Annotated in this window: 17 protein-coding genes and 1 riboswitch; of the genes, 11 read left to right on the forward strand and 6 right to left on the reverse strand. The window is 62.4% G+C overall.

Annotated features, from left to right (window positions below):
- Positions 1 to 170: 170 nt before the first annotated feature.
- Positions 171 to 1259 (reverse strand): porin, encoded by a 1089-nt coding sequence (locus tag GCN75_RS07185; RefSeq protein ID WP_152281992.1) that lies wholly within the window; start codon positions 1257 to 1259, stop codon positions 171 to 173.
- Between the two features lie 124 nt (positions 1260 to 1383).
- On the opposite strand from GCN75_RS07185, the gene GCN75_RS07190 reads away from it, so the two are divergent.
- Positions 1384 to 1584 (forward strand): hypothetical protein, encoded by a 201-nt coding sequence (locus GCN75_RS07190; RefSeq protein WP_152281993.1) that lies wholly within the window; start codon positions 1384 to 1386, stop codon positions 1582 to 1584.
- Between the two features lie 91 nt (positions 1585 to 1675).
- On the forward strand, positions 1676 to 3178 hold the full coding sequence (locus tag GCN75_RS07195) for a tetratricopeptide repeat protein (RefSeq protein WP_152281994.1): 1503 nt from the start codon (positions 1676 to 1678) through the stop codon (positions 3176 to 3178).
- Positions 3179 to 3201: 23 nt separating this feature from the next.
- Here the strand turns inward: GCN75_RS07195 and dapF are convergent, their stop codons facing one another.
- Genes dapF through GCN75_RS07210 form a run of 3 tightly spaced genes read right to left on the reverse strand, consistent with a single transcriptional unit; the run spans position 3202 to position 5818 of the window.
- Positions 3202 to 4065 carry a diaminopimelate epimerase gene (gene dapF, locus GCN75_RS07200; protein ID WP_152281995.1) on the reverse strand — a complete coding sequence of 288 codons (864 nt, stop codon included), beginning with the start codon at positions 4063 to 4065 and terminating at the stop codon, positions 3202 to 3204.
- An 11-nt stretch (positions 4066 to 4076) separates the two neighbouring features.
- Positions 4077 to 4952: an LpxL/LpxP family acyltransferase gene (locus GCN75_RS07205; RefSeq protein ID WP_152255451.1), complete on the reverse strand. Its 876-nt coding sequence runs from the start codon at positions 4950 to 4952 to the stop codon at positions 4077 to 4079.
- The gene (locus GCN75_RS07210; protein ID WP_152281996.1) at positions 4949 to 5818 is read right to left on the reverse strand and encodes a lysophospholipid acyltransferase family protein; all 870 of its coding nucleotides are present in this window, start codon (positions 5816 to 5818) and stop codon (positions 4949 to 4951) included. Before GCN75_RS07210 ends, GCN75_RS07205 begins: the two co-directional genes overlap by 4 nt.
- A 188-nt stretch (positions 5819 to 6006) precedes the next feature.
- On the opposite strand from GCN75_RS07210, the gene metK reads away from it, so the two are divergent.
- The 4 genes from metK (at position 6007) to metF (ending at position 10070) form a co-directional block, all read left to right on the forward strand.
- Positions 6007 to 7173, forward strand: coding sequence for a methionine adenosyltransferase (metK, locus tag GCN75_RS07215; protein WP_152255449.1), 1167 nt, complete (start codon positions 6007 to 6009; stop codon positions 7171 to 7173).
- A gap of 121 nt (positions 7174 to 7294) precedes the next feature.
- Positions 7295 to 7363, forward strand: a riboswitch (S-adenosyl-L-homocysteine riboswitch).
- 27 nt (positions 7364 to 7390) lie between these two features.
- Positions 7391 to 8815: an adenosylhomocysteinase gene (gene ahcY, locus GCN75_RS07220; RefSeq protein WP_034783536.1), complete on the forward strand. Its 1425-nt coding sequence runs from the start codon at positions 7391 to 7393 to the stop codon at positions 8813 to 8815.
- 81 nt (positions 8816 to 8896) lie between these two features.
- The gene (locus GCN75_RS07225) at positions 8897 to 9253 is read left to right on the forward strand and encodes a phage holin family protein (protein WP_152281997.1); all 357 of its coding nucleotides are present in this window, start codon (positions 8897 to 8899) and stop codon (positions 9251 to 9253) included.
- Positions 9240 to 10070 carry a methylenetetrahydrofolate reductase [NAD(P)H] gene (gene metF, locus GCN75_RS07230; RefSeq protein ID WP_152255446.1) on the forward strand — a complete coding sequence of 277 codons (831 nt, stop codon included), beginning with the start codon at positions 9240 to 9242 and terminating at the stop codon, positions 10068 to 10070. The genes GCN75_RS07225 and metF overlap by 14 nt, the downstream gene beginning before the upstream one ends.
- 15 nt (positions 10071 to 10085) lie before the next feature.
- On the opposite strand, the gene GCN75_RS07235 is transcribed toward metF, so the two are convergent.
- Entirely contained in the window at positions 10086 to 10613 is a 528-nt protein-coding gene (locus GCN75_RS07235) for a 5-formyltetrahydrofolate cyclo-ligase (protein ID WP_152281998.1), read from the reverse strand.
- Between the two features lie 104 nt (positions 10614 to 10717).
- On the opposite strand from GCN75_RS07235, the gene GCN75_RS07240 reads away from it, so the two are divergent.
- The 4 genes from GCN75_RS07240 to GCN75_RS07255 all read left to right on the forward strand — a co-directional run bounded on the left by GCN75_RS07240 (position 10718) and on the right by GCN75_RS07255 (position 15333).
- Positions 10718 to 12706 carry a lytic transglycosylase domain-containing protein gene (locus GCN75_RS07240; RefSeq protein WP_152281999.1) on the forward strand — a complete coding sequence of 663 codons (1989 nt, stop codon included), beginning with the start codon at positions 10718 to 10720 and terminating at the stop codon, positions 12704 to 12706.
- A 12-nt stretch (positions 12707 to 12718) separates the two neighbouring features.
- Positions 12719 to 13435 carry a glutathione S-transferase family protein gene (locus GCN75_RS07245; RefSeq protein WP_152255443.1) on the forward strand — a complete coding sequence of 239 codons (717 nt, stop codon included), beginning with the start codon at positions 12719 to 12721 and terminating at the stop codon, positions 13433 to 13435.
- Between the two features lie 13 nt (positions 13436 to 13448).
- Positions 13449 to 14546 carry a multifunctional CCA tRNA nucleotidyl transferase/2'3'-cyclic phosphodiesterase/2'nucleotidase/phosphatase gene (locus tag GCN75_RS07250; RefSeq protein ID WP_152282000.1) on the forward strand — a complete coding sequence of 366 codons (1098 nt, stop codon included), beginning with the start codon at positions 13449 to 13451 and terminating at the stop codon, positions 14544 to 14546.
- Between the two features lie 76 nt (positions 14547 to 14622).
- Positions 14623 to 15333 (forward strand): GNAT family N-acetyltransferase, encoded by a 711-nt coding sequence (locus GCN75_RS07255; protein ID WP_152282001.1) that lies wholly within the window; start codon positions 14623 to 14625, stop codon positions 15331 to 15333.
- Here the strand turns inward: GCN75_RS07255 and GCN75_RS07260 are convergent, their stop codons facing one another.
- A complete protein-coding gene (locus GCN75_RS07260) occupies positions 15334 to 15858 on the reverse strand; it encodes an Lrp/AsnC family transcriptional regulator (RefSeq protein WP_034753092.1) in 525 nt (174 codons plus the stop codon). It lies immediately after the preceding gene.
- Positions 15859 to 15983: 125 nt separating this feature from the next.
- On the opposite strand from GCN75_RS07260, the gene hppD reads away from it, so the two are divergent.
- A complete protein-coding gene (gene hppD, locus GCN75_RS07265; protein WP_099665780.1) occupies positions 15984 to 17111 on the forward strand; it encodes a 4-hydroxyphenylpyruvate dioxygenase in 1128 nt (375 codons plus the stop codon).
- Positions 17112 to 17132 lie beyond the last annotated feature (21 nt).

Consider the following 17132-nt stretch of genomic DNA (forward strand, 5'->3'; position numbering starts at 1 on the left):
CTGTCAGTGAAAGGTGAACGCTTCATTTTAACCGAGAGTGCGGCGGCATAGGCGCAAAGGGCGGGGCGCCCGTGCATTTTCCGTGCACCCATGAAAAAAGCGGCATGGTTGCCCATGCCGCCTTGCATTCCTTGCTCAGCAATCACCCGTGGCGGGAGACATGCGGGGCATTAGAAGTTGTGATGTACGCCCAGACCGAAGTAGTTGATGCTTTTCGCAACGTTGTAGTTGATGCTATTGGCAACGGCTGCTTTTTTGTTCGAAATGTCTGCGTACAGGTAGGTACGTTTCGACAGGTTGTAGTCATAGCCAATCGATGCCTGCTTGGATTTGACTACGCCATCTGGCGTTTTTTGACCGTAGCCAGCGCGGATCTTGCCTGGGCCGACGTCGTAGTTGGCGCCCAGTACCCACGATTTGGTGCCGGTATTGACGATTTTGAAGTCGTCATCTTTCTGGTGCTGGATCGACAACATGACTTTCAGCTCAGGAATCGGATTGACCGAGGCGGCAACCGACCACAGCTTGGCTTGCACGCCATTGCGCTCGTAGGCGGCCATGGCGGCAAAGCCAGGCGACGTATAGGTTACGGACATCGAGTACGGATTCGATGCTGGCACCACGTTGGCTGGCAGTGCATAGTTACCCGAGGCAAATGTTACTGCGTTGCCCGGCGCACGCGCTGGAACGAGGCTGTTGTTGTTTGCTTCCTTGGCGGCTACGGTGGCGTTCAGCTGGAAGCCTTCGATCACTGGCGAGTTGTAGAACACGGCGTTCGAGAAGCGGTTACGCGAGTTGCCATCTGCGCTCAGTGGATCGCTGGTGTAGCCGGCGACGGTCAGGTCGGTCTGGAAACCGGCTGGCGTAGGCATGCCCGACCATGGTTCGAACGCGGTGCTCGATTCCTGGAAGGCGGTCAGGCCACGGCCCAGGCGTACGGTACCGAAGTCGCCTTGCAGGCCGACGCGGCTTTGACCCTGGAACAGCGGACGCGAATTGGTGCCCGACGTGTTTTCGATGGTGCCGGTATCGGATTCATAGCGAATTTCCAGTTGGAAAATAGCTTTCAAGCCATTGCCCAGATCTTCCGTGCCCTTGAAGCCCAATTTGTTGTTGTCGCGTTTGGTGACGGCGGTGCTCGAACCAGTCGCTTTGGCCAGGCCTGCATCGATCGTGCCGTAGATTTGGACGGACGACTGCGCTTGTGCTGTTGCGGCAAAGGCGCCGAAGAGTGCGAGGGCAACGAGTGATTTTTTCATGTCTTATTCCCTATTAAAAGTGAGTTCCGTCCGAGATCCGAGCAGATTGAAATGCGCGAACTGTCGCGTTTCGATGAATGAACCTTAATTCGTCGGCGCGCAAGACGTGCGGGATTGGTCAAATATGCGTGAAAAGATTGGTGAAAAGCGTCATAAATCCACAGCCCTGTTGTATTTTTGTAACGCGCGGTTTCTGCGCGATCCTGCGCCGATGGCAAGCGCCTTCCCATCGTCGCGGCCGCCGCGCCCTGTCATCTTGGCGTATCCGGGCCAGGACATTGTTGCGTTGAATCAAGTTCTTCAGCCGGCTTTGGGGGATTTATGACACAAGGACGTTACACTAAGGGACGGCCCGCATGCAGGGGCCTGGAGATGGCTCACTATTATTAGAATCATTGACTCAATATCGAGAATCGATGGCAAATCGCGAAACATTAGGATTGATCAAGGGCGCACGTGCTGGCGATGTGGCGTGCCAGCTGGCGCTGGGACGCGTGTATCTGTTCGGCCAGGGCGTGCCGCAAAGCTTGCCGACCGCCTTGCACTGGCTGGCGCGGGCGGCCCAGGAGGATAGCGAGGAAGCGTGCATGCTGATTGGCACGCACGTGCCTTTCGAAGTGGCGCAGCCGGCAGCCAAGGCGCTGATCCCGTATTACGCGCAGGCGTTCGATGCGGGCCTGGTGCAGGCCGGGCTGGTGCTGGCGCAACTGGTGCTGGGTAATGCCGCCAGCAGTTGCGAAACCTTGCGCGCCAAGGCGCGCCTGGCGCTGGACGCTGCCGTGCGGGCCGGCTTGCCCGATGCGCAATGGCTGTTGTCCATGCAGGAAGGCGCGTCCGCAGCCGCGCTGCCGGATGCCGGCCTGGCTGGCGAGCAAGCCTTCAATGGCGACACGCCGCTGTATGCGGGGCTGGAGCAGGCCTGGAGCCAGGGCGACCATGCGGGATTCCTGGCGCAAGCCTTGCCGCTGGCGCGCGAGCTGCTGCAGCGGCAGGCGGCGGCCGGTGCGCGCACGATCGCCCTCGACGCGCAGCAGGTGCTGCTGCTGTCGCGCTGCGCCCAGGCATTGGCGCCTGGCGGCGATGCGGAAGGCTGGCAGTGCTGCGAGCTGGCCGCGCATGGCGGCGACCGCACGGCGCAGCTGGAGCTGGGACTCGGCTATGCGCGCATGGATGCGCATGGCCAGCGGCTGGCTACGCGCCATGGCGCCGCCAATTTCAAGCGGGCCGTGCGCTGGCTGACGCAGGCGGGCGAGCAGGGACTGGCCGAAGCCTGGTTCGTGCTGTCGCGTATTTATACGAAACCGGAATTTTCCCAGCGCAATGTGGTCGAAGCCCATTCCTGCCTGGAGCGCGCTGCCGACCTGGGACATGGCCCGGCCCAGCTCGAGTGCGGCATGCATGCCTGGCGCAATCGCCGCGACGGCGTCAACAGCGATGTGCGGGCCGCGTATTGGCTGCTGCAGGCACAGGCGCAGGGCAGCAGTGAAGCGGAGGCGGCGCTGGCGAAGATTGCGCCGCAGGGCGAGCCCGGCGACTGGGGCCAGTGCGCCGCGCTGCATGCCGATGGGCACTTGCGCCAGCTGGGCCAAAGCCACCCGCTGCTGGCGGCGCGGCTGGAGCTGGCGCGCCGTTTTCATTTGTCGCGTGCCGAGGCGTTGCTGCTCGATATCCATGCGGCCGACCAGGGACATTGTCTGCTGATCGATATCAGCGCCACGCATGGGCGCGGCAAGCGGCGCCTGGTGCTGATCCGCACGGCGCAGGAGCGCCAGCTGCTCGATCAGGTGGTGCGCCTGTTCGAGCGCGTCGATTGCGGCGTGACGGGGCCGGAAGGCAATTACCGGCAGCGCCTGTACCGGCTGAAGTGCTACCTGGCCGAGCTGGATGTCGCGCAGGAACAGCAGTTCCTGGCGGCATGATGTAGAACGGCTTGCCGCGCTGCCTACAGCTCGATCGCGCCTTCGAACACGGTGACGGCCGGACCCGTCATCAGCACGGGATGGCCCGGGCCTTGCCAGGCGATCGACAGTTCGCCGCCGCGCGCGCTGATGCGTACGGGTGAGTCGAGCCGGCCCCGCATGATGCCGGCCACGGCAGCGGCGCAGGCGCCCGTGCCGCACGCCAGGGTTTCGCCCGCGCCCCGCTCGTACACGCGCAGTTTCACGTGCTGGCGGTCGACGATCTGCATGTAGCCCGCATTGACCCGGCGGGGAAAGCGCGGGTGGTGTTCGATCAGCGGGCCCGATTGTTCCAGGTCTTGCGCGTCGACATCGTCGACCACTTGCACGGCATGCGGGTTGCCCATCGACACGACCGACACCAGCACGGGGGCCGTCAGTCCCGGCAGTGCCAGGTCCAGCGGCCACACGGTGTCGTTGCCTTCCGTTACACCCTCCAGGCCGTTTGCATCGAACGGCACCAGTGCGGGTTCCAGCACGGGCGCACCCATGTCGACCGTGATGCTGCCGTCGATCTCCAGGCGGGGCGCAATGATGCCGGCCATGGTTTCCACGCGGATGCTGGTCTTGTCGGACAAGCCTTTTTCGCTGACGAACTTGACGAAGGCGCGCGCGCCGTTGCCGCATTGCTCCACTTCGCCCCCGTCGTTGTTGTAGATGCGGTAGCGGAAGTCGCAGCCGGGCAGGCGCGGCTTTTCCACCACGAGGATCTGGTCGGCGCCGATGCCGAAACGGCGGTCGGCCAGGCGCTGCCACTGGGCCGGCGTGAAATCGATGTCCTGGTTGATGGCGTCGATGACGATGAAGTCATTGCCGGCGCCATGCATTTTTGTAAAGTGGAGTTTCATGGTCTGCCGTATCACTTGTGCTGGTTATAGAACGACGCTTCGCCTTCGGGACGCGTCTTGAAGCGCTTGTGCGTCCAGAAGTATTCGGCCGGCGCCTCGCGCACGCGCTCTTCGATGAATTCGTTCATGCGGCGCGTGGCGGCCGTGATGTCGTCGCCCGGGTAATCGTCCCACGCCGGGTAATAAGTCACTTTCCAGCCCTGGTAATTGGGCAGGAAGGTGGCGATGACGGGAATGACCTGCGCCTTGGCGGCCAGCGCCAGGCGCGCCGTGGCCGTCAGGGTGGCGGCGGGCACGCCGAAGAAAGGCACGAATTCCGCATCCTTTTCGCCGAAATCCATGTCCGGCAGCATGAAATAGGGCAGGCCGTCGCGCAGGGCGCGCAAAATCGTCTTGATGCCGTCCTGGCGCGTAAACAGCTTGGGCGGCTTGAAGCGCGAACGGCCGTTGCGCAGGGCCTGGTCGAAGGCCGCGTTCTTTTGCTGCACATACATGGACGAGGCAGAAATTTCCATGGCCGTGGCGGCGCCGGCCACGTCGAGGCAGACGAAGTGGGGACACAGCAGGATGGTGGGCTTGGCCGCGATCTGCTGGCCCGGGAAGGCGGGCACCTTCTTGATCAGGCGGTTCAGCCGTTCTTCCGACGACCACCACAGGATGCTGCGCTCCCACACGCTGCGCGAATACGCCTGGAAATGCTGGCGCGCCAGGGCCACGCGCTCGGCTTCCGACAATTGCGGCATGCACAGGCGCAGATTCGTCAGGGCAATCTTGCGCCGCGTGGGCATGGCGATGAACAGCAGGCTCCCGACGGCCACGCCGAAGCGGCCCAGGATGGGCAAGGGCAGCCAGTGCAGCAGCCACATGAAGGCGATCAGCAGTCTCATGCCTGCTCCTTGGCTGCCTCGGGCGCCGCTGGCGCGGGCGGCGGCGCGCCGCGCGGCACCTTGTAGCGGTTGTAGCTCCACAGATATTGCGCCGGGCTGCGCGCGATCAACTGTTCCATGGCCGCATTGATGGTGCGCGCCTGTTCCGCCGAGGTACTGTCGAGCGAGTCGGTAAACGGCACGAAGTGCACGACGTAGCCGCGTCCGCCCGGCAGGCGCTCGGCGTAGGTGATGATCACTTCGGCGCCGCCCATCTGCGCCAGCTTGGCCGGCAGGGTCATGGTGTAGGCGGGGCGGCCGAAGAAATCGGCCCACACGCCTTCGCCCTCCTGCGGCACCTGGTCGGGCAGCAGGCCGATGGGCTGGCCTTTTTTGAGGCATTTGGCAAAGATGCGCACGCCCGACATATTGGCGGGCGCCAGCATCAGGTTTTCGCGCGCGCGGGCCCCTTCGATCAGCGGCTTCAATGCAGCGCGCTTGGGCGGACGGTACATCACGGTGAGCGGCGTGCGCAGGGCGATCTGCTGGGCGACGATTTCAAAGCAGCCCAGGTGCGGCGTCAGGAAGACGATGCCGCGGCCGTGCTGCAGGGCTTTTTCCACCAGCTCCCAGTTTTCCACCGTCGCATGGCGCGCCACGCGCTCGGCCGGCGCGCACCAGATGAAGGGCAATTCCAGTACGCTCTTGCCCGCTTCGGCCACGGCCGTGTGCAAGTGTTGCGAAAACCCCGCACCCTGCATGTTCTCGCGCATGCGGCGCCGATAGGACGGTGAAATGGCGTAAATCACCCAGCCCAGCGCAGCGCCCAGGCCATGCAGGACGGGCAGGGGAAAGATGGATAAGAAGCGGAAAATTGGGACTAACATGTATAAGCGGTTTCCAGGAATGGCGTGTTGCTGTGCCAAAATTTTTTAAGAAGCGTAAAATACCACGTATGCAGTAACCGCTGAGTTAATAGACAACTTGCGATGCGGAATATAAATCTCGCTAAAGCGTCGCAGGCAAAATCCTCTTTACTGCGACAGAACATTCACATAGTAAACAGGAGCTTGCAATGTCAAACGACTATCTCTTCACTTCCGAATCCGTCTCGGAAGGCCATCCCGACAAGGTTGCAGATCAAATTTCCGACGCCATCCTTGACGCCATCCTGGCCCAGGATCCAGCTGCCCGCGTGGCTGCCGAAACCTTGTGCAACACGGGCCTGGTGGTGCTGGCTGGCGAGATTACCACTCACGCCAATGTGGATTATATTCAAGTTGCGCGCGAAACCATCAAACGCATCGGTTACGACAACACGGAATACGGCATCGACTACAAGGGTTGCGCCGTGCTGGTGGCCTACGACAAGCAGTCGCCGGACATCGCCCAAGGTGTCGATGAAGGTGCGGGGATTGACCTGGATCAAGGCGCTGGCGATCAGGGCTTGATGTTCGGTTATGCCTGCGATGAAACGGCCGAGCTGATGCCTGCCGCCATCCACTACGCGCACCGCCTGGTCGAACGCCAGTCGCAGCTGCGCAAGGATGGCCGTTTGCCATGGCTGCGTCCGGACGCGAAATCGCAAGTGACCTTGCGCTACGTCGATGGCCGCCCTGTCGGCGTGCACACGGTCGTGCTGTCGACCCAGCATGCGCCGGAAATCTCGCACTCGCAGATCGAAGAAGCCGTCATCGAAGAAATCATCAAGCCCATCCTGCCGCGCGAATGGCTGACGGACACGAAATTCCTCGTCAACCCGACGGGCCGTTTCGTCATCGGCGGTCCGCAAGGCGATTGCGGCTTGACCGGCCGCAAGATCATCGTCGACACCTACGGTGGCGCAGCCCCGCACGGCGGCGGCGCGTTCTCGGGCAAGGACCCGTCGAAAGTCGACCGTTCGGCAGCATATGCGGCCCGCTACGTGGCGAAAAACATCGTCGCGGCCGGCCTGGCGCGCCAATGCCAGGTGCAGGTCAGCTACGCCATCGGCGTGGCCAAGCCGATCAACATCACCGTCTACACGGAAGGCACGGGCGTGATTCCTGACGCGGAAATCGCCAAGCTGGTGCTGGCGCACTTCGACCTGCGTCCAAAAGGCATCGTGCAAATGCTGGACCTGCTGCGTCCGATCTACCAGAAGAGTGCCGCCTACGGCCACTTCGGCCGCGAAGAGCCGGAATTCACGTGGGAACGCACGGACAAGGTTGCCCTGCTGCGCGACGCCGCCGGCCTGAAGTAATCCAGTCCGCTTGCTGATGAGCGCCCCGGCCTGCTGGCCGCGGGCGCTTTTTTTATGTGTTGTTACGTGGCAATGCCGTGCAAACAGGCTGGCGCGGCGGCCTTGACAATGTTAAAATCCCGTGTCCGAGGAGCGTTGCGACGAAGAAATTCGCCAGGCTCGGAATATCCTGCAACCGCGCTCACGTACCTTTTTCAACAACTGAAAGGAGGGCGTGATGAACGCCGTACTCAAATCGCAACACGACTACACCATCGCCGATATCACCTTGGCCGCATGGGGCGACAAAGAAATCAAGATTGCTGAAACGGAAATGCCTGGCCTGATGGCCATCCGCGAAGAATTCGCGGCAGCGCAGCCTTTGAAAGGCGCGCGCATCACCGGTTCCATCCACATGACCATCCAGACCGCCGTGCTGATCCAGACCCTGGAAGCACTGGGCGCGCAAGTGCGTTGGGCATCGTGCAACATTTACTCCACACAGGACCACGCCGCCGCCGCCATCGCTGCTGCCGGCACCCCTGTGTTCGCAGTCAAGGGCGAATCGCTGGACGACTACTGGGAATACACGCACCGCATCTTCGAATGGCCGAACGTGGACGGCAAGGCCGTCTACTCGAACATGATCCTCGACGATGGCGGCGATGCCACCCTGCTGCTGCACCTGGGCGTGCGCGCGGAAACCGACCTGTCGGTGCTGGCCAACCCTGGTTCGGAAGAAGAAATCTGCCTGTTCAACTCGATCAAGAAGCACTTGCTGGCCGATCCGACCTGGTACTCGAAGCGCCTGCCGGAAATCCTCGGCGTGACGGAAGAAACCACCACCGGCGTGCACCGTTTGTACCAGATGCACAAGGAAGGCAAGCTGGCTTTCCCTGCGATCAACGTGAACGATTCCGTGACGAAATCGAAGTTCGACAACCTGTACGGCTGCCGCGAGTCGCTGGTCGATGGCATCAAGCGCGCCACCGACGTGATGATCGCCGGTAAGGTCGCCGTCATCGCCGGTTACGGCGACGTGGGCAAAGGTTCGGCCCAAGCCATGCGCGCCCTGTCGGCGCAAGTGTGGGTGACGGAAGTCGACCCGATCTGCGCACTGCAGGCGGCAATGGAAGGCTACCGCGTGGTCACGATGGATTACGCATGCGAACACGGCGACATCTTTGTTACCTGCACGGGCAACTACCATATCCTCACGCACGATCACCTGACGCGCATGAAAGACCAGGCCATCGTCTGCAACATTGGTCACTTTGACAATGAAATCGACGTCGCTTCGTTGAAGCAATACGAGTGGGAAAACATCAAGCCGCAAGTCGACCACATCATCTTCCCGTCGGGCCGCCGCATCATCCTGCTGGCCGAAGGCCGCCTGGTCAACCTCGGTTGCGGCACGGGCCACCCGTCGTACGTGATGAGCTCGTCGTTTGCCAACCAGACGATCGCGCAGATCGAACTGTACGCCAACACGGCCAACTATCCGGTCGGCGTGTACACCTTGCCGAAACACCTCGATGAAAAAGTCGCCCGCCTGCAACTCAAAAAGTTGAATGCGCAGCTGACGGAACTGACGCAAGAGCAAGCCGACTACATTGGCGTGCGCACGGAAGGTCCATACAAGCCAGACCACTACCGCTACTAATCGGTAGTCCGGGGCTGTAACTCATCCTCCGAGGGCCGGCGTCCGCCGCCGGCCTGACCTCACTTTTGACAGGCTAGAGAAATGCGCTTGCTACTGATTTGGTTTATCAATGCGGCAGCCCTGTTTGCCGTCCCTTACCTGATGCACTCGGTGACGATGAGCAGCGGCTGGACTGCGCTGCTGGCCGCCGCCGTGCTGGGGCTGGTCAATGCGCTGATCCGCCCCCTGCTGATCCTGCTGACCCTGCCCGTGACGTTCTTGTCGCTGGGCCTGTTCATTTTGATCATCAACGGTTTCATGTTCTGGCTGGTGGCGCAGGTGATCGCTGGTTTCCATGTCGCCAGTTTCTGGTCGGCCGTGGGTGGTGCATTGCTGTACAGCGTCATTTCCTGGGCCCTGTCGACCTTACTTTTGAGTAATGACGATGGCAAACCATAACTTCAGTATTGAGTTTTTCCCGCCGAAAACCCCGGAAGGGGCGGAAAAGCTGCGTGCCACGCGGGTCAAGTTGTCCGAATTGCATCCGAAGTATTTCTCGGTGACGTTTGGCGCGGGCGGCACCACGCAGCAGGGCACGCTCGACACCGTGCGCGAGATCCTGGCGGCCGGCGAAGAAGCCGCGCCCCATCTGTCTTGCGTGGGCGGTTCGCGCGAATCGATCCGCGCCGTGCTGGCCGACTTCAAGGCGGCTGGCGTGAACCGCATCGTCGCCTTGCGCGGCGACTTGCCGAGCGGCTATGGCGCCTCGGGCGAGTTCCGCTATGCCAACGAGCTGGTGGAATTCATCCGCGCCGAGACGGGCGACCATTTTCATATCGAAGTGGCCGCCTATCCGGAAGTGCACCCGCAAGCCCGTTCGCCGCAGGACGACCTGAACGCGTTCGCGCGCAAGGTGCAGGCCGGCGCCGATGCCGCCATCACCCAGTACTTCTACAATGCCGACGCGTATTTCCAGTTTGTCGAGCAGACGCAGAAGATGGGCATCAACGTGCCCATCGTGGCCGGCATCATGCCGATCACGAACTACACGCAGCTGATGCGCTTTTCGGACATGTGCGGCGCGGAAATTCCACGCTGGGTGCGTCTGAAACTGGCCAGCTTTGGCGACGACAGCGCGTCCATCAAGGCTTTCGGCCTGGACGTGGTGACGGGCTTGTGCGAACGCCTGCTGGAAGGCGGCGCGCCAGGCTTGCATTTCTATAGCATGAACCAGGCGGCGCCCACGACCGCCTTGTGGCAGCGCCTGGTCAAGTAATCCCCATCTGATCCGTCAGAGCAGATCGCCCTCGGTCACGATGTGATCGAGGGCGATGTCGTATGTGCCGCTGGCAAAGCTTGCCGCCAGGCAGGCATAGGCGATGCCCACGGTGCGGGGACGGGGCAATTGCGCCAGGGTGCGGTCGTAATAGCCGCCGCCATAGCCGAGCCGGAAACGTTGCTCATTAAACCCCAGGCATGGCACCAGCAGGGTGGCGGGTGCCGGGCACAGGCGCAATTGGGCCGGTACGGCCACGCCCATGCCATCCTTGACCATCGCTTCGCCCGGCGTCCAGGCAGAAAACGCCAGCGGCGCGTGCTTTTCCAGCACCACCGGCAAGCTTAACTGCACGCCGCGCGTGGCCAGCTGCGCATACGCGCCGTGCAGGTCCGGCTCGCCATGCAGGGGCCAGTAGACGCCCAGTTCCCCGACGTTTTCCTGCGCGCACCAGTCCAGCAGGCGCTGCGCGATGGCCGCATCCCACTGCGTGCGCGTGGCCTCGGGCAGGGCGCGGCGGGCCGCCAGCAAGGCTTTGCGCAAGCCGGCTTTTTCCTGTGGCGCAATGGGTGGCCGTGTAGCCGGATCGCATGTTATTCTAGGGTCGCTATTCATATCACCATCAAGTTAAGATTGAGAGTCGTACATTGATTTCCCCACTGAAATGGATTGCCGGCACGATGCTGTGTGTTGCATCGGCCTTGTCTCCCCTGGCCGCCCTGGCCCAGGTGTCCGCCACCGTAACGCCTGCCGCACCCGACACGCGCAGCGAGGACGATGCCTTCCTGCTGCTGCGCGACGCCGCGCGCAAGGATGACATCGAGAAAGCCGACTTTTATGCGGGGCGCCTGACGAATTACCAGATTCCATCGTATGTTGACTATTATCGGCTGAAACCGCGCATCAAACAGTTGACCGAGGCGCAATTTCGCGATTACCTGAACCGCTACAAGGGCAGCGCCATCGCCGACCGTTTCCGCAACGACTGGCTGCTGGAGCTGGGCCGCAAGCGCGACTGGGTTGTGTTTGACGAGCAATACCCGCAATTCGCGCTCGACGACGACACCCAGCTCAAGTGCTATGCGCTGATGTCGCGCGCCGCCAAGGGACAGAACGTGGCGCCCGAGGCGCGCAACCTGCTCGTGTCGCCGCCCGGCTATGGCGAAGCGTGCGGCAGCCTGATCGCGGTGTTGGCGCAAAACGGCCAGTTCGACACGAACGACCTGTGGGCGCAGATCCGCCTGGCGGGCCAGACCAACGCCACGGGTCCCGCGCGCCGCATCGCGCTGCTGCTGGGCGCCTCCGACGCGAAGATGGCGCAAGCGATCGACTTGCCCGCGCTGGTGCTGGCCAAGGGCCCGGGCGCCAGCCGCGCCGACCATGAAATGTACCTGGTGGCCGTGGGCCGCATGGCGAAAAGCACCTTGAAACTGGGCGTGGTGGCCCTGCAAAAGGCGAGTTCGCAGTTGACGGCGCAGGAGCAGGCCATCGGATGGGCCAGCCTGGCCCTGCAAGCGTCGTATGCGCTGGCGCCGGAAGCGTTTGAATATTGGCAAAAAACCAATGGTGCGCCCCTGACCCAGGAGCAGATGCAGTGGAAGGCGCGCATTGCCCTGCGGGAAGGGAATTGGCCGCTGGTGAAGGCCGCCATCCAGGCCATGCCGGCGTCCCTGCGCACGGACCCCACCTGGGTGTACTGGCTGGCGCGGGCGCAGCAGGCGGAAACGCCGGGCCGCCCGAATGCGCAGGCCGATGCCCTGTACCGCACGATCAGCGAGCAATCGAATTTCTACGGCTTGCTGGCCAATGAAGAGCTGGGCAACCATCTGGTGTTGCCGCCGCCGGGCCAGCCCGTGACGCCGGCGGAAATTGCCGTCATGGCGGCCAATCCGGGCTTGCAGCGGGCCTTGAAATTTTTCAATATGCGTTTGCGCTTCGAAGGCACGCGCGAGTGGAACTGGGAATTGCGTTCGATGACGGACCGCCAGCACCTGGCGGCCGCGGAATTTGCGCGCCAGAACAATGTGCTCGACCGCATGGTCAACACCTCGGACCGCACGCGTCTGGAAGTGGATTACACGCAGCGCTATCCGACGCCGCACGACGACGTCATGCACCCGGCCACGCAGACGCTGGGCCTGGATAAGGCCTGGGTGTATGGCTTGATCCGCCAGGAATCGCGCTTCATCATGGATGCGCAGTCGCATGTGGGTGCCTCGGGCCTGATGCAGGTGATGCCGTCGACGGCCCGCTATGTCGCCAAGAAGATCGGGCTCACCGATTTCGTCACAGAAACCCTGAGCGATGTGCGCACCAACGTCTTGCTGGGCACCAACTACCTGAACATGGTGCTCGGTGGCCTCGACGGTTCGCAAGTGCTGGCCAGCGCCGCCTACAACGCAGGACCGGGGCGCCTGCGCATCTGGCGCGCCACCATGACGCGTCCGCTGGAAGGCGCCGTCTTCGCCGAAACGATCCCGTACACGGAAACGCGCGGCTACGTGAAAAACGTGATGGCCAACGCCACCTATTACGCGGCCCTGTTCGAGAAGAGCCCGCAGTCGCTGAAAGCGCGCCTGGGCACCGTGGGACCGAAAAACAGCGCTGTTTCCGCCGATTTGCCATCATCCAACTAAAACCCGCCGACCATGCAAACGACCATTCTCGATCCCAGCCTGACGCAAACCCTGGCCGCCGCGCGCGAGCCGGGCCTGACCCTCATCATCGGCAACAAGAATTACTCGTCTTGGTCGATGCGCCCGTGGGTGGCCATGACGGCCTTCGGCATCCCGTTTCATGAGGTGCGCGTCTTGCTCGACCAGAGCGACACGGCGACGAAAATCGCCGAATATTCGGCCTGCGGCCGCGTGCCCGTGCTGCTGGCGGGCGAGATGACGATCTGGGACAGCCTGGCCATCTGCGAATACCTGGCCGAGCAGTTTCCCGATAAGCACCTGTGGCCGCAGGACGTGGCTGCGCGCGCCATGGCACGCTGTGTCTGCGCGGAAATGCACTCGGGCTTTGCTGGCTTGCGCACGGATATGTCGATGAATATCAAGGCAAAATTGCCGGGCCGGGGCCGCACGGCCGCCGCCCAGGCCGACATCGGCCGCATCAGCGAAATCTGGGAAGAGTGTCTGTCGCGCTTTGGCCACCACCAGTTCCTGTTTGGCGACTTTTCCATTGCCGATGCGTATTTCGCCCCCGTCGTCATGCGTTTCCGCACGTATGGCGTGAGCCTGGCGCCGGCCCTGAACGCGTATTGCGAACGCGTGCAGGCCCACCCGGCCGTGGCCCGCTGGATCGCGGAAGCGTTGGCGGAAACGGAAGTCGCTGCCAAGCACGACGCGGAATTGCCCGATTAAAGAGACGTTGACGATGAAGATATACACGGTCGGTGGCGCGGTGCGCGACCAACTGCTGGGCTTGCCCGTGAAAGACCACGACCATGTTGTCGTGGGCGCTACGCCCGAAGACATGCTGCGCCAGGGCTTCCGTCCCGTGGGCAAGGATTTTCCCGTCTTCCTGCACCCGAAGACGCAGGAAGAATACGCCTTGGCCCGCACGGAGCGCAAGACGGCGCCCGGCTACCGGGGCTTTGTCTTCCACACGGCGCCCGACGTCACGCTGGAAGACGACCTGGTGCGGCGCGATCTGACCATCAACGCCATCGCCCAGGCCGAGGATGGCAGCCTGACGGACCCGTTCGGCGGCATCGCCGATATCCGCAACAAGATCTTCCGCCACGTGTCCGACGCCTTTGGCGAAGACCCCGTGCGCATCCTGCGCCTGGCCCGCTTTGCCGCCCGTTTCGACGCTTTTACGGTGGCGCCCGCCACCCTGGCGCTGATGCGGCAGATGGTGGCCGATGGCGAAGTGGACGCCCTCGTGGCCGAGCGCGTGTGGCAGGAAGTGGCCAAGGGGCTGATGGAAAGCCGCCCGTCGCGCATGCTGACGGTGCTGCACGAATGCGGCGCCTTGGCGCGCATCATGGGGGAAATTGCGCTGAGCGAGCGCCTGCTGCAGGTGATCGACCATGCGGCTGCGCAAGGCCTCGAGTTGCCCGTGCGTTTTGCGGCCCTGATGCTGCGCATGAGCAGGGATGCCATCGAACAACTGAGCGAGCGCCTGCGCGTGCCCAATGAGTGCCGCGAGCTGGCCGTCATGGCGGCCCGCGAGCGCGAGCAGATCAATGGCGCGCTGGCGCTGAGCGCCGAAGCTGTCGTTGCTCTGTGCGAACGCTGCGACGGTTTGCGCAAGCCGCAGCGCTTTGCGCAGATGCTGCAAGCGGTGGCGTGCGATGGGCTGGTCAGCGGCGCCTTTGCGCCGGCGGTGCGGCTGCAGGGCGGGCTGGACGCGGCGCGCGCCGTGAATGCGGGTGCGCTGGCGCAAGGTTGCGCGGAGCCGAAACGCATCCCCGAAGTCATCCATGCGGCGCGGGTGGCGGCCGTGCAGGAGTTCTTGGCACAGGCTTGAACGGCGGAACTACGTTACAATGCTGCACTGCACAATGCCGGCCTGACGTGCCGCAGCACCGCTTCCAGGAGTCGACGTGACCTTACCCAAGCTATTTCAAAACCCGTTTCGCCGCTGGCTCAGCCGTAGCGGCGGCGGGCGTCCGACCGTGCTGGTCAAGCAGTTGCATGAGCGCGACCGGCGCCGCATGATGAAGCATTTCCTGACCCTGGAAAAAAGCGACCGCCTGCTGCGTTTTGGCAGCGCCTTGCCCGATGAACTGGTGGCCCAGTACGTACAAAAGATGGATTTCTCGCGCGACATGGTCTACGGCGTCTACAACAGCCTGTTCAAGCTGGTGGGCGTGGGACATCTGGCGTTTGCGCCGAAGGACAAGTCGCCGGCGAAAAGCGTGGTGACGGACAAGGAGCAGGTGGCCGAGTTCGGCGTGTCCGTGTCGAAATCCATGCGCGGCATGGGCGTGGGCTCGAAACTGTTCGAGCGGGCGGCGATCCACTGCCGTAACAATGACGTCGATACCCTGTACATGCATTGTTTGTCGTCGAACAAGACGATGATGCATATCGCCAAGAAGGCGGGCATGGAAATCCAGCGCGACTATGGCGAAGCCGATGCTTATTTGAAACTATTGCCGCCGAACCCCAGCAGCATGCTGCAGGAAGCCGTGCAGGAACAGTTTGCCATGTTCGACTATACGTTCAAGGCCAATGCGCGCGCCGCCTATAAACTGTTCGAGCGCTTGCCGGGGCGCAAGAAGCCGGTGCTCCCCCCACCGCCAGCAGAGTAATTACAGCAGCGGCAAGGCCGTCGTATCCTTGATGCGCTGCAGGGCGAAGCTCGATTTCACGTCCAGCACGGCCGGGTGGCGCAGCAGGGTCGCCATCATGAAGCGCGAAAAGTGCTCCATGTCTTCCACGTGCACGCGCAACAGATAGTCCATTTCACCCGTCATCGCATAGCACGCCACCACTTCCGGCCATTGCGCCACGGCCACGGCGAAGTCGGCGCGCGGCGAGGTATTCGTCACCAGGTTGGGCGCCAGCACGCGCGCCGTGCTGTGGGCGGTGGCGTCGCTGTGCTTTTCCAGCCGTACGTTGACGTAGGCCAGCAAGCCCAGGCCGATCTTTTCCGGGTCCAGCAGGGCCACGTACTGGCGGATCACGCCCGCTTCTTCCAGCCGTTTGACGCGGCGCAAGCATGGCGACGGCGACAGGCTGACCTGTTCGGCCACGTCCTGATTTGACAGGCGGCCATCGGCCTGCAGGACGGCGAGGATCTTGCGATCCGTTTTATCCAGCGTAATTTTGCTCATGCTTCCTCCGGTGGTTCGACTTTCACGCAATATTATTGCGCAAATCATGATTGTTCGGGAGATCTTTGGCATTTAATGCCCACAGACCGCGCCTATACTGTGCGCTACTTCTTGGAGGAGACATCATGCAATTTCAGCCTTGGGATAACCCGATGGGTACCGATGGTTTCGAGTTCGTCGAGTATGCAGCACCAGACCCAAAAGCATTGGGCAAGCTGTTCGAGAACATGGGCTTCACGGCCATCGCGCGCCACCGCCACAAGGATGTGACCCTGTACCGCCAGGGCGACATCAATTTCATCATCAATGCCGAACAAGATTCGTTCGCGCAGCGTTTTGCCCGCCATCACGGCCCGTCTGTGTGCGCCATCGCCATCCGCGTCGACGACGCGGCCTTTGTGTACCGCCGCGCGCTGGAACTGGGCGCCTGGGGCTTCGACAATAAAACGGGCCCGATGGAGCTGAATATCCCCGCCATCAAGGGCGTGGGCGATTCCCTGCTGTACTTCGTCGACCGCTGGCGCGGCAAGGGCGCGGACAAGCCGGACGCGGCCGCCCCGGGCGGCATCGGCGACATCAGCATCTATGACGTCGATTTCGTTGCCATTCCCGGCGCCGTCGCCAACCCTGTCGGTCACGGCCTGACGTATATCGACCACCTGACGCACAATGTGCACCGTGGCCGCATGAAGGAATGGGCGACGTTCTATGAAAGCCTGTTCAACTTCCGCGAAGTGCGCTATTTCGACATCGAAGGCAAGCTGACGGGTCTGAAATCCAAGGCCATGACTTCGCCGTGCGGCAAGATCCGCATTCCCATCAACGAATCGTCGGACGACAAGTCGCAGATCGCCGAATACCTGGACCAGTACCATGGCGAAGGCATCCAGCACATCGCGCTGGGTACGGACAATATCTACGCGTCCGTGCAAGGCATGCGCGATACGGGTATCGATTTCCAGGACACGATTGAAACTTACTATGAGCTGGTCAACCGCCGCCTGCCGAACCACGGCGAGCAGCTGGAAGAACTGCGTCGCCTGCGTATCCTCATCGATGGCCACAGCACGGAAAACGAACGCGAACTGTTGCTGCAGATTTTCACGCAGACGGTGATCGGTCCGATCTTCTTCGAGATCATCCAGCGCAAGGGCGACCAGGGCTTCGGCGAAGGCAATTTCCGCGCCCTGTTCGAATCGATCGAGCTGGACCAGATCAAGCGCGGCGTGCTGAAAGATACGAACGCGGCGTAATGTTGCTTTGTAACAAATAGT

The organism is Janthinobacterium violaceinigrum (genome assembly GCF_009208555.1).
Lineage (GTDB): Bacteria > Pseudomonadota > Gammaproteobacteria > Burkholderiales > Burkholderiaceae_D > Janthinobacterium > Janthinobacterium violaceinigrum.

What these genes read in the sequence shown, in the direction of transcription:
- GCN75_RS07245 (WP_152255443.1), top strand. Translation starts at nt 12,719, where the DNA reads ATGCAAACGACCATTCTCGATCCCAGCCTGACGCAAACCCTGGCCGCC.
- GCN75_RS07210 (WP_152281996.1), bottom strand. Translation starts at nt 5,818, where the DNA reads ATGTTAGTCCCAATTTTCCGCTTCTTATCCATCTTTCCCCTGCCCGTC.
- hppD (WP_099665780.1), top strand. Translation starts at nt 15,984, where the DNA reads ATGCAATTTCAGCCTTGGGATAACCCGATGGGTACCGATGGTTTCGAG.
- GCN75_RS07195 (WP_152281994.1), top strand. Translation starts at nt 1,676, where the DNA reads ATGGCAAATCGCGAAACATTAGGATTGATCAAGGGCGCACGTGCTGGC.
- metK (WP_152255449.1), top strand. Translation starts at nt 6,007, where the DNA reads ATGTCAAACGACTATCTCTTCACTTCCGAATCCGTCTCGGAAGGCCAT.
- ahcY (WP_034783536.1), top strand. Translation starts at nt 7,391, where the DNA reads ATGAACGCCGTACTCAAATCGCAACACGACTACACCATCGCCGATATC.
- GCN75_RS07225 (WP_152281997.1), top strand. Translation starts at nt 8,897, where the DNA reads ATGCGCTTGCTACTGATTTGGTTTATCAATGCGGCAGCCCTGTTTGCC.
- dapF (WP_152281995.1), bottom strand. Translation starts at nt 4,065, where the DNA reads ATGAAACTCCACTTTACAAAAATGCATGGCGCCGGCAATGACTTCATC.
- GCN75_RS07260 (WP_034753092.1), bottom strand. Translation starts at nt 15,858, where the DNA reads ATGAGCAAAATTACGCTGGATAAAACGGATCGCAAGATCCTCGCCGTC.
- GCN75_RS07185 (WP_152281992.1), bottom strand. Translation starts at nt 1,259, where the DNA reads ATGAAAAAATCACTCGTTGCCCTCGCACTCTTCGGCGCCTTTGCCGCA.
- GCN75_RS07250 (WP_152282000.1), top strand. Translation starts at nt 13,449, where the DNA reads ATGAAGATATACACGGTCGGTGGCGCGGTGCGCGACCAACTGCTGGGC.
- GCN75_RS07190 (WP_152281993.1), top strand. Translation starts at nt 1,384, where the DNA reads ATGCGTGAAAAGATTGGTGAAAAGCGTCATAAATCCACAGCCCTGTTG.
- GCN75_RS07205 (WP_152255451.1), bottom strand. Translation starts at nt 4,952, where the DNA reads ATGAGACTGCTGATCGCCTTCATGTGGCTGCTGCACTGGCTGCCCTTG.
- metF (WP_152255446.1), top strand. Translation starts at nt 9,240, where the DNA reads ATGGCAAACCATAACTTCAGTATTGAGTTTTTCCCGCCGAAAACCCCG.